10 protein-coding genes and 1 pseudogene are annotated in these 13,573 nt (G+C 70.4%); 10 read left to right on the top strand and 1 reads right to left on the bottom strand.

Annotated elements, in window-relative coordinates; genetic code table 11:
- Positions 1-201 precede the first annotated feature (201 nt).
- The 3 genes and pseudogenes from AB0J04_RS05420 to AB0J04_RS05410 form a co-directional block, all read left to right on the top strand.
- The gene (locus AB0J04_RS05420) at positions 202-411 is read left to right on the top strand and encodes a DUF4244 domain-containing protein (RefSeq protein ID WP_363167047.1); all 210 of its coding nucleotides are present in this window, start codon (positions 202-204) and stop codon (positions 409-411) included.
- Positions 412-469: 58 nt separating this feature from the next.
- Positions 470-814, top strand: coding sequence for a TadE family type IV pilus minor pilin (locus AB0J04_RS05415; RefSeq protein ID WP_363167046.1), 345 nt, complete (start codon positions 470-472; stop codon positions 812-814).
- Positions 811-1,176, top strand: a pseudogene (locus AB0J04_RS05410) (Rv3654c family TadE-like protein); the annotation flags it as partial. The gene AB0J04_RS05415 and the pseudogene AB0J04_RS05410, both read left to right, overlap by 4 nt.
- On the opposite strand, the gene AB0J04_RS05405 reads toward AB0J04_RS05410, so the two are convergent.
- Positions 1,154-3,769 carry a DEAD/DEAH box helicase gene (locus AB0J04_RS05405; RefSeq protein WP_363167045.1) on the bottom strand — a complete coding sequence of 872 codons (2,616 nt, stop codon included), beginning with the start codon at positions 3,767-3,769 and terminating at the stop codon, positions 1,154-1,156. The pseudogene AB0J04_RS05410 and the gene AB0J04_RS05405 overlap by 23 nt on opposite strands.
- Before the next feature lie 81 nt (positions 3,770-3,850).
- Here AB0J04_RS05405 and bldG point away from each other — a divergent pair, with 81 nt between their 5' ends.
- From bldG to topA, 7 genes are all read left to right on the top strand, one after another.
- Positions 3,851-4,192: an anti-sigma factor antagonist BldG gene (bldG, locus tag AB0J04_RS05400; RefSeq protein ID WP_009189842.1), complete on the top strand. Its 342-nt coding sequence runs from the start codon at positions 3,851-3,853 to the stop codon at positions 4,190-4,192.
- Positions 4,193-4,303: 111 nt separating this feature from the next.
- On the top strand, positions 4,304-4,738 hold the full coding sequence (locus AB0J04_RS05395) for an ATP-binding protein (RefSeq protein WP_363167044.1): 435 nt from the start codon (positions 4,304-4,306) through the stop codon (positions 4,736-4,738).
- A gap of 347 nt (positions 4,739-5,085) precedes the next feature.
- Positions 5,086-7,491, top strand: a complete 2,406-nt coding sequence (locus tag AB0J04_RS05390) for a sodium-translocating pyrophosphatase (RefSeq protein WP_363167043.1) — start codon at positions 5,086-5,088, stop codon at positions 7,489-7,491.
- A gap of 194 nt (positions 7,492-7,685) precedes the next feature.
- Positions 7,686-8,285 (top strand): small secreted protein, encoded by a 600-nt coding sequence (locus AB0J04_RS05385; RefSeq protein WP_363167042.1) that lies wholly within the window; start codon positions 7,686-7,688, stop codon positions 8,283-8,285.
- A gap of 110 nt (positions 8,286-8,395) precedes the next feature.
- On the top strand, positions 8,396-9,916 hold the full coding sequence (locus AB0J04_RS05380; protein WP_363167041.1) for a class I SAM-dependent methyltransferase: 1,521 nt from the start codon (positions 8,396-8,398) through the stop codon (positions 9,914-9,916).
- Between the two features lie 273 nt (positions 9,917-10,189).
- The gene (locus AB0J04_RS05375; protein WP_363167040.1) at positions 10,190-10,387 is read left to right on the top strand and encodes a hypothetical protein; all 198 of its coding nucleotides are present in this window, start codon (positions 10,190-10,192) and stop codon (positions 10,385-10,387) included.
- Positions 10,388-10,689: 302 nt separating this feature from the next.
- Complete coding sequence (topA, locus tag AB0J04_RS05370) at positions 10,690-13,506, top strand: type I DNA topoisomerase (RefSeq protein ID WP_363167039.1); 2,817 nt, start codon at positions 10,690-10,692, stop codon at positions 13,504-13,506.
- The last annotated feature ends 67 nt before the right edge of the window (positions 13,507-13,573 follow it).

The raw sequence follows: 13,573 nt of genomic DNA, 5'->3' as shown, positions 1-13,573 counted from the left end.
GGAGCGCGAACGGTGAGTGACCGGCAGAACCAGCAATCAGAAGACCAGAAGATCAGAAGTACCAACAGAACCAACAGAACCAACAGAACCAGAAGTGCCAACAGAACCAGAAGTGCTCGCAGAGCTCGAAGTGCTCGCAGAGCTCGTAGGACCAGAACAGTCAAAACAGGGCCAACAGGTCTGAATCACACGGGGGTTGAAATGTGCAAATCGGTAGGGGCGCGGCTGCGCGCGGTGATGTGCAGGGCGCGTGCGGCGCGGAGGGACGCGGGGATGGTGACGTCCGAGTACGCGATGGGGATTGTGGCGGCGGTCGGCTTCGCCGTACTCCTCCACCAGGTGGTGACGAGCGACGTGGTCGGCGCTCAACTTCAGGCACTCGTGAATCGGGCGCTCAGTGCGGGGGCGTGAACGCGGGCGTGAGTCTCAGTGCGCGCGCCGGTCGGTGTGCGGCGGGGATCGGGGGTTCGTGACGGCGGAGTCGGCCGTCGTGCTGCCGGTGCTGGTGGCGTTCGCGATGGCACTGGTCTGGGGGCTGCTCGTCATGGCGGCGCAGATCCAGTGCGTGGACGCGGCCAGGACCGGCGCCCGGGCGGCCGCCCGGCAGGATCCGGCCGACGCGGTCCTCCAGGTGACCCGTGCGACGGCCCCGCGCGGGGCGGAGGTGACGGTCAGCCGGGAGGGAGATCAGGTCCGTGTGGTCGTCGTCGCGAAGCCGCCCGTGCTGCGCGGGCTGCCCTTCGAGGTCCGGGAGGAAGCCGTTGCCGCGGCGGAGGAGGCCGTGGTGACGGCGGGCGGGGAGGCAGGGCCATGAGGGCGCGTCTCTTCGGGGTCGCAGGGCGCGTGCGTCGCGGGGAAGCCGATCGCGGCTCCGCGAGCGTCTGGAGCCTCGGTGCGATCGCCGTGCTGTGTGTGGTGTTCGGGGTCGTGCTCGCCCTCGGGCAGGCCGTGGCGGTCCGGCACCGTGCCGCGGGCGGCGCCGATCTCGCGGCGCTCGCAGCGGCCGACCGCTGGTCCGACGGCCGCGAGGGGGCCTGCGCGCGGGCGGACCGGGTGGCTCGGGCGCAGGGCGCGCGTCTGGTGCGGTGCGCCGTCGTGGGCGAGATCTCGGATGTGACGGCGGCTTCGGGGAGGGGGCTGTTCGCAGCCGAGGTCAGGGCGCGGGCGGGGCCGGCGAACGCGGTGCCCCACCCGCCTCCGGGGTCTCCCCCGCCTCTGGGGTCTCCTCCGTCTCCGGGGTCTCCCCCGCCCCTTCCCTCTGACCCTCAGGCATTTCCTCCTCGGGAACCCCTTGTTCCTCAGGCTTCTCCTCAGGCTTCCCCTCAGGGGCCTCCCGGAGGAGTTCCGTGAGCAGGCGTACCGCGCCCCTCTTGTGCAGCGGGTCGTTGCCGTTGCCGCACTTGGGGGACTGGATGCAGGACGGGCAGCCGGCGTCGCACTCGCAGGAGGCGATGGCCTGCCGGGTGGCGGTGAGCCAGGAGCGGGCCGTGTGGAAGGCGCGCTCCGCGAAGCCCGCGCCGCCGGGATGGCCGTCGTAGACGAAGACCGTCGGGAGCAGCGTGTCGGGGTGCAGCGGGACCGACACGCCGCCGATGTCCCAGCGGTCGCAGGTCGCGAAGAGGGGCAGCATGCCGATCGAGGCGTGTTCGGCGGCGTGCAGGGCCCCGCCGAGGATCTCGGGGTTGATCCGGGCGGCGTCCAGCTGGTCCTCGGTGACCGTCCACCACACGGCACGCGTGCGCAGCGTACGAGGAGGGAGGTCGAGCTTCGACTCGCCCAGGACTTCACCGGTGATGACACGTCGACGCAGGAAGGAGACGACCTGGTTGGTGACTTCGACGGATCCGTAGCACAACCGGCCCTGGCCCCACGGGATTTCGACGTCCGTCTCCAGGACGGAGATCGACGTCGTGTCGCGGGCGACCGTCGAGTACGGCGGGTCGGCCTGCTCGACGAGGGCGACGGAGTCCTCCAGGTCCAGGGAGCGCACAAGATACGTGCGGCCCTGGTGGAGGTGGACGGCGCCCTCGTGGACGGTGGTGTGGGAGGCGCCCGCGTCGACCGTGCCGAGCAGTCGGCCCGTCCCGGCCTCGACGACCTGGACCGGCCGGCCGGCCCCGCCGCGGATGTCCGTGAGGTCGGCGGCCCGTTCCCGGCGGGTCCAGTGCCAGGCCTTGGTCCGGCGCCGCAGCAGCTTCGCGGCTTCCAGTTGCGGCAGCAGGCTCTCGGTCTCGGGGCCGAACAGGGTCAGGTCCTCGTCGGTCAGCGGGAGTTCGGCGGCGGCAGCGCACAGGTGCGGGGCGAGCACGTAGGGGTTGTCGGGGTCGAGGACCGTCGACTCCACGGGGCGGTCGAAGAGTGCCTCGGGGTGGTGGACCAGGAAGGTGTCCAGCGGGTCGTCCCGGGCGATCAGCACCGCCAGCGCGCCCTGTCCGGCCCGGCCCGCCCGGCCGGCCTGCTGCCACAGGGACGCGCGCGTGCCCGGGTAGCCGGCGATCAGGACGGCGTCGAGGCCGGAGACGTCGATGCCGAGCTCCAGGGCGGTGGTCGCGGCGAGGCCGAGGAGTTCGCCGGAGTGCAGGGCTTGCTCCAGGGCGCGGCGTTCCTCGGGGAGATAGCCGCCGCGGTAGGCCGCGACACGCCGGGCGAGCGAGCGGTCGACCTCGGCGAGGCGTTCCTGGGCGATCACCGAGATCAGCTCGGCGCCGCGCCGGGAGCGGACGAAGGCGACGGTGCGTACGCCCTGGACGGCGAGGTCGGTCAGCAGGTCGGCGGTCTCGGCGGTGGCGGTACGCCGGACGGGTGCGCCCTTCTCGCCCACCATCTCGGTGAGCGGGGGCTCCCAGAGGGCGAACACCAGTTCACCGCGGGGTGAGGCGTCGTCGGCGACCTCGACCACCGGGAGGCCGGTGAGGCGGCCCGCGGCCACCGAGGGCTCCGCGGCCGTCGCGGAGGCCAGCAGGAAGACGGGGGAGGCGCCGTAGCGGGCGCACAGCCTGCGCAGGCGGCGCAGCACCTGGGCGACGTGGGAGCCGAACACGCCGCGATAGGTGTGGCACTCGTCGATGACGACGTACTTCAGGGACTTCAGGAAGGAGGACCACCGGGCGTGGGACGGCAGGATGCCCCGGTGCAGCATGTCCGGGTTGGTCAGGACGTAGTTGGCGTACTGGCGGATCCACTCCCGTTCCTCGAACGGGGTGTCGCCGTCGTACACCGCCGGCCGCACGGAGTTGCCCAGAGGTTGTGAAAGTTCCTTCACGGAGCGGCACTGATCGGCCGCCAGGGCCTTGGTGGGGGCCAGGTAGAGGGTGGTCGCCCCGCGGCCGTTGGGAGCCTCTGAGCCGTCCAGGAGGGCCGTGAGGACGGGTACCAGGTACGCCAGCGACTTGCCGGACGCGGTGCCCGTGGCGACGACCACCGAGTCGCCGTCCAGCGCGTGCTCGGCGACCCGGGCCTGGTGGGCCCAGGGGTGTTCGATGCCGCGGGCCTGCACGGCCGCGATGACCTCGGGACGAATCCGGTCCGGCCAGACGGCATGGCGACCCTCACGCGGGGGCAAGTGCTCCGTATGAGTGATGCGCGATGCCCGGCTCGGTCCCGGGGCGAGCCGGTCCAGGAGCGCGCCCGGAGACAGCCGGGGCGCGGCCTCGGGCAAGGGGCGATCGGATCGGTGATTCTTGGCCATCGGCACCGAGTGTGTCACCGGCGTGACGGACAATGGGGCCAAGGCGTCGTGCACGCCTGCCGGTAAGTGATTGAATGCCATCGCGGCTGGCGTACAGTCCCGGGGGCTCCTGCCCAGGTGTCCCGAGGGGCGACCGCTCGATAGCAAGGTGCTGGAGGATCCGTGGACCTGTCTCTGTCGACCCGTACCGTCGGCGATCGTACGGTCGTCGAGGTCGGTGGCGAAATCGACGTATATACCGCGCCCAAGTTGCGCGAGCAGCTGGTCGAGCTGGTGAACGACGGGAATTTCCACCTCGTCGTTGACATGGAGGGCGTGGACTTCCTCGACTCCACCGGGCTCGGCGTGCTGGTCGGCGGCCTGAAGCGGGTGCGTGCCCATGAGGGCTCGCTCCGCCTGGTCTGCAACCAGGAGCGTATTTTGAAGATCTTCCGCATCACTGGTCTGACCAAGGTGTTTCCGATCCACACCTCGGTCGACGAAGCGGTCGCTGCCACCGACTGACCACCCCGTCCCGGGCCCGCGCGGCCCGGCACGGCTGGTTGAACGAAGTAGGGGGACCGGGCTCGGCGGCCCGGCCCCCCGACAGCACGCCCGTAGTTCCGAGGGGGACGTATGGCCACCGTTGAACTCCGCTTCAGCGCGCTGCCCGAGCACGTCAGGACCGCCCGACTGGTGGCGGCAGCGGTTGCGCGCAGGGCCGGGGTGGACGAGGCCGTCCTCGACGAGGTCAGGCTCGCCGTGGGCGAGGCCTGCACCCGCGCCGTCGGACTGCACCAGACGGGCGGTATCACCGCGCCGGTGAAGGTGTTGCTGATCGAGGAGGAGAAACAGTTCTCCATCGAGGTCGGCGACGAGGCGCCACGCTCGGCGCCCGGCGACCGGGTGCCCGGCTCCGGCGCCGAGGCCGACGCGGAGGCCGAGGAGGACGAGATGGGCCTCGCGGTCATCAGCGGCCTCGTCGACGACGTGGAGGTCACCGCCGGCGAGCACGGCGGACTGATCCGCATGACGTGGCCGAGCGCATCGGCGACCGCGGCGCTGTCCTGACCCCACCCGGCTCGACCCGAGCCTCGCGATTCACTCACCCGAAGGGCCCTACCTCGTAGGGCCCTTCGGCATGTGCGGACCTCGGTGACCGCGCTTACAGTGGTTCCGTGAAATGAATCTTGGAATCCCGGGATCTTGGAATCCCGGCGAAGTGAATCTTGCCGCGAATATCGTGAACCAATTCACGAACGGCAATGCCTTGAAGTCATTACCGTGCGGGATCGACAAGGATCATGCGGGTTTCGCATGCGAAGGCGAATTCCGTTTGCCGCGCACTGTTTTGATCAGGTTCCGGTACCTACAATCCGTCCACATCTTGAGCTCAGCCCAAGCGTCAAGGAGGACGAATGGCGGGGCTTTCTACCCCTCATCGGTTGGACCACTCCACAACCTTCGCAGCCGCAGTGCTGACCGACGGCAACCGCCTGCTCGTGGTGGTCATCGCGGTCGTGGCGCTGGCCGCGCTCGTGGTCGCGGGCGTACTGCTGCGCCAGGTGCTCGCGGCGGGCGAGGGCACCGACAGCATGAAGAAGATCGCAGCGGCCATCCAGGAAGGCGCCAACGCCTATCTGGCCCGGCAACTGCGCACACTCGCCGTTTTCGCCGTGGTCGTGTTCTTCCTGCTCATGCTGCTGCCCGCGGACGACTGGAACCAGCGCGCCGGACGGTCGGTGTTCTTCTTGATCGGTGCGGCGTTCTCGGCGGGCACCGGCTATATCGGCATGTGGCTCGCCGTGCGCAGCAATGTGCGCGTCGCCGCGGCGGCCCGGGAAGCGACTCCGGCGGAAGGCGAACCGGAAAAGGATCTCACCGCCGTCTCGCACAAAGCAATGAAGATCGCATTCCGTACCGGCGGCGTCGTCGGCATGTTCACGGTAGGGCTCGGTCTGCTCGGCGCCGCGTGTGTGGTGCTGGTCTACGCGGCCGACGCGCCGAAGGTGCTGGAGGGCTTCGGGCTCGGCGCGGCCCTCATCGCCATGTTCATGAGGGTCGGCGGCGGCATCTTCACCAAGGCCGCCGACGTCGGCGCCGACCTGGTCGGCAAGGTCGAGCAGGGCATTCCGGAGGACGATCCGCGCAATGCCGCGACCATCGCCGACAACGTGGGCGACAACGTCGGCGACTGCGCGGGCATGGCGGCCGACCTGTTCGAGTCGTACGCCGTGACCCTGGTCGCCGCGCTGATCCTCGGCAAGGCTGCCTTCGGCGACGCCGGGCTCGCCTTCCCGCTGCTCGTCCCCGCGATCGGCGTGCTCACGGCCATGGTCGGGATCTTCGCGGTCGCCCCGCGCCGCACCGACCGCAGTGGCATGTCCGCGATCAACCGGGGCTTCTTCATCTCCGCGGTGATCTCGCTCGTGCTGGTCGCGGTGGCCGTCTTCCTCTATCTCCCCGGCAAGTACGCCGACCTCGACGGCGTCACCGACGCGGCGATCCAGGGCAAGAACGGCGACCCGCGCGTTCTCGCCCTCGTCGCGGTGGCGATCGGCATCGTCCTGGCCGCGGTCATCCAGCAGTTGACGGGCTACTTCACCGAGACCACCCGTCGGCCGGTGCGTGACATCGGCAAGTCGTCGCTGACGGGCCCCGCCACCGTCGTCCTCGCCGGGATCTCCGTCGGGCTCGAATCGGCCGTCTACACCGCGCTGTTGATCGGTCTGGGCGTGTACGGGGCGTTCCTGCTCGGCGGTACGTCGATCATGCTGGCGCTGTTCGCGGTGGCGCTGGCCGGCACCGGTCTGCTCACCACGGTCGGGGTGATCGTCGCGATGGACACCTTCGGGCCGGTCTCCGACAACGCGCAGGGCATCGCCGAGATGTCCGGCGACGTCCAGGGCGCGGGCGCGCAGGTGCTCACCAACCTCGACGCCGTCGGCAACACGACCAAGGCCATCACCAAGGGCATCGCCATCGCCACCGCCGTCCTGGCGGCGTCGGCGCTCTTCGGGTCGTACCGGGACGCGATCACCACGGGCGCGCAGGACGTCGGCGAGAAGCTCTCCGGGGCGGGTGCGCCGATGAGTCTGATGATGGACATCTCGCAGCCCAACAACCTCGTCGGCCTGATCGCGGGCGCGGCGGTCGTCTTCCTCTTCTCGGGGCTGGCGATCAACGCGGTGTCGCGGTCGGCGGGCGCCGTGGTGTTCGAGGTGCGGCGGCAGTTCCGCGAGCACCCCGGGATCATGGATTACAGCGAGGAGCCGGAGTACGGCAAGGTCGTCGACATCTGCACCAGGGACGCCCTGCGCGAACTCGCGACCCCCGGGTTGCTGGCCGTGCTGGCGCCGATCTTCGTCGGGTTCACCCTCGGCGTGGGCGCGCTCGGCGCGTTCCTGGCGGGCGCGATCGGCTCGGGCACGCTGATGGCGGTGTTCCTCGCCAACTCCGGCGGCGCGTGGGACAACGCCAAGAAGCTCGTCGAGGACGGCCATCACGGCGGCAAGGGCAGCGAGGCGCACGCGGCCACGGTGATCGGCGACACGGTCGGTGACCCGTTCAAGGACACCGCCGGTCCCGCGATCAACCCGCTGCTCAAGGTCATGAACCTGGTGGCGCTGCTCATCGCGCCGGCCGTGATCAAGTTCAGCTACGGCGAGGATGAGAGCATCGGCGTGCGGATCCTGATCGCGGTCCTCTCGCTCGCCGTGATCGTCGTCGCGGTCTACATCTCCAAGCGGCGCGGTATCGCCGTTGGTGACGAAGACAACGCCGACACCTCGGCCAAGTCGGCGGATCCGGCGGTGGTTTCGTAGACCTGCTCGGCGGTGTGCAGCTCAAAGGGCGGGCGGACGGCGCGTGCTGACGCGTCGACCGCCCGCTGTGTCGCGTGTGTGCCCGAGCCGTGAGCCTTCTCTCTCTTGGTGCAAATGGCTTCAATAGTCCCTATAGCGGACATTCATTCTGGGGTTGTCGCCCGGTTGGCGTGTATGTTCCGGGGCCGAGAGCCATGGAAGGGACCAAACCGGTGAACAAGAAGCTCGCGGCCGTACTGTCCGGCGGTGCGGTACTGGTACTGGCGCTGTCCGGATGCAGCAGCGACGACGGCAACAAGGAGCTCGACGCCTGGGCCAAGCAGGTCTGCGACGCGCTGCCCGCCCAGGACGCGAAGGTCGACGCGGCCAACGACGCGATCAAGCAGGCCGCCACCGACAACAACGCCCCGGCTAACGTCCAGAAGACCGACTCGCAGGCCTTCCAGGACATGTCCGACGCCTACAAGGCACTCGCCCAGACCGTCCAGACCGCCGGGGCCCCGCCCGGGATCGACGACGGCGAGAAGAAGCAGAAGGACGCCGTCGCCGCGCTCACCACCCTCTCGACCTCCTACGCCGGCCTGAAGAAGCAGGTCGACGCGCTGGACACGAAGGACCAGGCGAAGTTCGCCGACGGCCTCCAGGACATCGCCACCGCGCTCGGCACGCTCAGCAAGAGCGGCAACACCGCGCTGAAGAACCTCGAGCAGGGCGACGTCAAGGACGCCATGGCCGGCCAGGACAGCTGCAAGAAGGTGGCAGCCTCCGCCTCGGCCCGCGCCACGACGAGCTGAGGCCGCGGCCCGCGGCCCGGGACGCTCCGGAGGAGCCTGGCGGAGCCTTTGGGGCGGGCGACCCATGCGGTGCCGCAGACACCCGAGAGGTGACGGGAGACAATGGGGGCGTGAGTAACGCCACCCGCTCCCCCCTGCCCTTCGCCGACCGCCCCGACGTCGCCGCCCGGCTGCGCGAGGCCCTGCTGGCGGCCTCCTTCACCGCGGACGGTCTCCTGGAGCTGCTCGGCGCCCCCGCCTACGCGGCGCTGGCCCGCAGCGAGACCGTGCCCGCGCTGCGCGCGACCCGCGGGGACACGCCGCTGGAGACGCTCGTCCGCCTCTTCCTGCTCCAGCAGCCGGTGCCGCACGCACGCGTGGAGGAGTTTCTGCCCGTACGCGCGTGCGTGGAGAGCGGCTGGCTGCTCCCCGCCGGTCCGGACGAGGTGGCGGCGGCCGTGGACGTACGGCCGTACGGCGGGCCGGACGGCGAGGACTGGTTCATCGTGTCCGACCTGGGGTGCGCGGTCGGCGGCGCGGGCGGCGTCGGCAGCAAGGACGAAGGCGTCGTCCTCGGCGTCGGGGGCGCGTCGACGACCCTCGCCGGCATCACCGTCCGCAGGCCCGTCTCCGCCTCCCTCGACCTCGGCACCGGTTCCGGCATCCAGGCGCTGCACGCCGCCCAGCACGCCACGCGCGTGACGGCGACCGACCTCAACCCGCGCGCGCTGCACATCACCGCGCTCACGCTCGCGCTGTCCGGAGCCCCGGCCGCCGAACTGCGCGAGGGCTCGCTGTTCGAACCGGTCAAGGGCGACGAGAAATACGACCTCATCGTGTCGAACCCGCCGTTCGTGATCTCGCCGGGCGCCCGGCTGACCTACCGGGACGGCGGGATGGGCGGGGACGATCTGTGCCGCTCGCTCGTTCAGGGGGCGGGGGAGCGACTGAGCGAGGGCGGGTTCGCGCAGTTCCTCGCCAACTGGCAGCACGTGGAGGGGGAGGACTGGCAGGACCGGCTCCGGTCGTGGGTCCCGCGCGGGTGCGACGCGTGGATCGTGCAGCGCGAGGTGCAGGACGTCACGCAGTACGCCGAACTCTGGCTGAGGGACGCCGGTGACCACCGGGGCGACCAGACCGAGTACCAGGCGCACTACGACGCATGGCTGGACGAGTTCGAGGCGCGCAAGGTGAAGGCCGTCGGCTTCGGCTGGATCACGTTGCGCAGGACGGCGGCCGCGGAGCCCGTGATCACCGTCGAGGAGTGGCCGCACTCGGTCGAACAACCGCTCGGCGACACGATCCTGGGGCACTTCGAGCGGCTCGACTACCTGCGCGCACACGACGACGCGGCCCTGCTCGCCGGCCACTTCCGGCTGGTCACGGAGGTCGTCCAGGAGCAGGTCGGGCTGCCCGGCGCCGACGACCCGGAGCACGTCGTGCTGCGCCAGCACCGCGGCATGCGGCGGGCCACCAAGGTGGACACGGTCGGCGCGGGCTTCGCGGGCGTGTGCGACGGCTCGCTGAGCGCCGGCCGGATTCTCGACGCCATCGCCCAACTGGTCGGCGAGGACCCGGTGCTGTTGCGGGACCGCACTCCGGCGCAGATCCGTCTGTTGGTGGAGCAGGGGTTCCTCGAGCCGACGGAGTGAGCCGGTGAGAACGGGGAGGGTGACCGGAAAGCATCGTGCCGGGTTCCGGGAGAGGCGGGTCACCCTCGTCCAGCCCCGCCGCGCCCCGCCGCGCCGGTCCCGCCCGCCAGACGCCCCGGCCCGCGCCCCGTTCAGCGCCCCGTCGGCGGCTCGCCGCGCCTCCCGCCCCCGCCCGTAGCCCCGGCGTTAACCTCGGGTTCGCCGGGGCGCCGCCCACGCGTGACAGTCTCCCGGGGCCAAGGCCGCGCGGGGAGAAAAGGGGCGGGGACGATCATGGAGACTGGGCCGGCGATCTTCGCGGGAGTGGTGTTCGCCCTGTTCGGGGCCGCGCTGCTGGTGTGGACCGGGGTCCGGGTGCGACACCGTGAACCCGTGGCGCAAGGTGTGAGCCCCGTCGCATCGGCGACCTTCGCGACGCTGGGCGCCGTCGTCGCCCTGGCCGCCGGGGCGTGGTGCTTCACCCGTCTCTGAATCCGCCTTCAAGGCCACCTCCGGGGCCCTGTTCGACCAGGTCGCCCTGCCCCCGTTCGAGTCGCGTGAGCGTGGTCGCCCCGGTAAAGGGGAGGACGTCTTCCGGTCGCACGGAAAGGCCCGGTCGGTACTCCGGGCGGCAGGAATGGCGGTAGTCGGGTTACCGTTCGAGTGGCCGTTGCGGGCTTTTCCCGTTTGACACGGGGGCGGGATGTACCGTCACACTCCGCAGCGTCACCATGACCCGACCCCGGGAGCAAGGCCTGGGGAGGCCCCAGAGTCGACCGGAGAGAAGAGCGAAGTTGTCCCCGACCAGCGAGACCGCGAAGGGCGGCCGCCGACTCGTGATCGTCGAGTCGCCTGCCAAGGCGAAGACGATCAAGGGTTACCTCGGCCCCGGCTACATCGTCGAGGCCAGCGTCGGGCACATCCGCGACCTTCCCAACGGTGCCGCGGAGGTGCCGGACCAGTACACGGGTGAGGTCCGCCGCCTCGGAGTGGACGTCGAACACGACTTCCAGCCGATCTATGTCGTCAACGCCGACAAGAAGGCGCAGGTCAAGAAGCTCAAGGACCTGCTGCGGGACTCCGACGAGCTCTTCCTCGCCACCGATGAGGACCGCGAGGGCGAGGCCATCGCATGGCACCTCCAGGAGGTGCTGAAGCCCAAGGTCCCGGTCAAGCGGATGGTCTTCCACGAGATCACCAAGGCCGCGATCCAGGCCGCCGTCGCCAACCCGCGCCAGCTCAACCAGAAGCTCGTCGACGCCCAGGAGACCCGCCGCATCCTCGACCGTCTCTACGGCTACGAGGTCTCGCCGGTCCTGTGGAAGAAGGTCATGCCGCGCCTGTCGGCCGGCCGTGTCCAGTCCGTCGCGACACGACTTGTCGTGGAGCGGGAACGCGAGCGCATCGCCTTCCGTTCTGCTGAGTACTGGGACCTGACGGGGACCTTCGCGACCGGCCGCGCCGGTGACTCGTCGGACCCGTCGTCGCTGGTCGCCCGCCTCACGGCCGTCGACGGCAGGCGGGTCGCGCAGGGCCGCGACTTCGACTCCGTGGGACAACTCAAGAGCGCGAACATCCTCCACCTCGACGAGGCGAACGTCCGTGCCCTGGCCACCGCCCTGCAGAACACCCGGTTCGCCGTCCGGTCCGTCGAGTCCAAGCCCTACCGCCGCTCGCCGTACGCCCCGTTCCGTACGACGACGCTCCAGCAGGAGGCCAGCCGCAAGCTCGGCTTCGGCGCGAAGGCCACCATGCAGGTGGCGCAGAAGCTGTACGAGAACGGCTTCATCACCTACATGCGTACGGACTCCACGACGCTGAGCGAGACGGCGATCACCGCCGCCCGCGCCCAGGTCACGCAGCTGTACGGCGCCGACTACCTGCCGGCCCAGCCGCGTACGTACGCCGGCAAGGTCAAGAACGCGCAGGAGGCGCACGAGGCGATCCGCCCCTCGGGTGATCGTTTCCGCACGCCCGCCGAGACGGGCCTGACCGGCGACCAGTTCAAGCTCTACGAGCTGATCTGGAAGCGGACGGTCGCCTCCCAGATGAAGGACGCGGTCGGCAACAGCGTCACGGTGAAGATCGCCGGCGCTGCCGCCGACGGCCGGGACGCCGAGTTCAGCGCCTCCGGCAAGACGATCACCTTCCACGGCTTCCTCAAGGCCTACGTCGAGGGCGCCGACGACCCGAACGCCGAGCTGGACGACCGCGAGCGCCGCCTGCCCCAGGTCGGCGAGGGCGACGCGCTGTCCGCCGAGGAGATCACGGTCGACGGGCACGCCACCAAGCCCCCGGCCCGCTACACCGAGGCCAGCCTGGTCAAGGAGCTCGAAGAGCGCGAGATCGGCCGCCCGTCGACGTACGCGTCGATCATCGGCACGATCCTCGACCGCGGCTACGTCTTCAAGAAGGGCACGGCGCTCGTCCCGTCCTTCCTGTCCTTCGCCGTGGTCAACCTCCTGGAGAAGCACTTCGGGCGGCTCGTCGACTACGACTTCACCGCCAAGATGGAGGACGACCTCGACCGCATCGCCCGGGGTGAGGCGCAGTCCGTGCCGTGGCTCAAGCGGTTCTACTTCGGCGAGACCACCCCTGACAGCGGCTCCGCCGCGGACGCAGGCAACGGCGACGGGGACCACCTCGGCGGCCTCAAGGAGCTGGTGACCGACCTGGGCGCGATCGACGCCCGCGAGGTGTCGTCGTTCCCCGTGGGCAGCGGCATCGTGCTGCGGGTCGGCCGCTACGGCCCCTACATCGAGCGCGGCGAGAAGGACTCCGAGGGCCACCAGCGCGCGGACATCCCCGAGGACCTCGCGCCCGACGAGCTGTCCGTCGAGCTCGCCGAGGAGCTGCTCGCCAAGCCGAGCGGCGACTTCGAGCTGGGCGCCGACCCGGACTCCGGCCACCAGATCATCGCCCGCGACGGCCGCTACGGCCCGTACGTCACCGAGGTGCTCCCCGAGGGCACCCCGAAGACCGGCAAGAACGCCGTCAAGCCGCGTACGGCCTCGCTGTTCAAGTCGATGTCGCTCGACACGGTGACGCTGGCGGACGCCCTCAAGCTGATGTCCCTGCCGCGCGTCGTCGGCGCCGACGCGGAGGGCGTGGAGATCACCGCGCAGAACGGCCGCTACGGCCCGTACCTGAAGAAGGGCACGGACTCGCGGTCGCTGCAGACCGAGGACCAGCTCTTCACGATCACGCTCGCGGAGGCGCTGGAGATCTACTCCCAGCCCAAGCAGCGTGGCCGGGCCGCCGCCAAGCCGCCGCTGAAGGAACTGGGCGCGGACCCGGTCAGCGGCAAGCCCGTCGTCGTCAAGGACGGCCGCTTCGGGCCGTACGTCACCGACGGGGAGACCAACGCGACCCTGCGCTCCGGCGACAGCGTCGAGGAGATCACCCCGGAGCGCGGCTTCGAACTGCTCGCCGAGAAGCGCGCCAAGGCGCCGGCCAAGAAGACGGCCAAGAAGGCGCCCGCGAAGAAGGCGCCGGCGGCGAAGAAGGCCGCCCCGGCGAAGAAGACGGCCGCCAAGAAGACCGCCGCCAAGACGACGACGGCGAAGAAGACGGTCGCCAAGAAAGCCGCGGCTGCCCCGTCGGACGACTGAACCCGGCCACGATTCCTTCATTCCTTCACGGCGGGTTCGCTGAACGAACGCCCCGGCATCACTTTGG

The organism is Streptomyces sp. NPDC050263 (genome assembly GCF_040655955.1).
GTDB lineage: Bacteria > Actinomycetota > Actinomycetes > Streptomycetales > Streptomycetaceae > Streptomyces.
This window is presented reverse-complemented; position numbering and strand designations above follow the sequence as displayed.

Excerpts from the sequence above, each read along its gene's own strand:
- AB0J04_RS05420 (WP_363167047.1), top strand. The coding sequence starts at position 202 with ATGTGCAAATCGGTAGGGGCGCGGCTGCGCGCGGTGATGTGCAGGGCG.
- AB0J04_RS05405 (WP_363167045.1), bottom strand. The coding sequence starts at position 3,769 with ATGGCATTCAATCACTTACCGGCAGGCGTGCACGACGCCTTGGCCCCA.
- AB0J04_RS05395 (WP_363167044.1), top strand. The coding sequence starts at position 4,304 with ATGGCCACCGTTGAACTCCGCTTCAGCGCGCTGCCCGAGCACGTCAGG.
- AB0J04_RS05390 (WP_363167043.1), top strand. The coding sequence starts at position 5,086 with ATGGCGGGGCTTTCTACCCCTCATCGGTTGGACCACTCCACAACCTTC.
- AB0J04_RS05385 (WP_363167042.1), top strand. The coding sequence starts at position 7,686 with ATGGAAGGGACCAAACCGGTGAACAAGAAGCTCGCGGCCGTACTGTCC.
- AB0J04_RS05375 (WP_363167040.1), top strand. The coding sequence starts at position 10,190 with ATGGAGACTGGGCCGGCGATCTTCGCGGGAGTGGTGTTCGCCCTGTTC.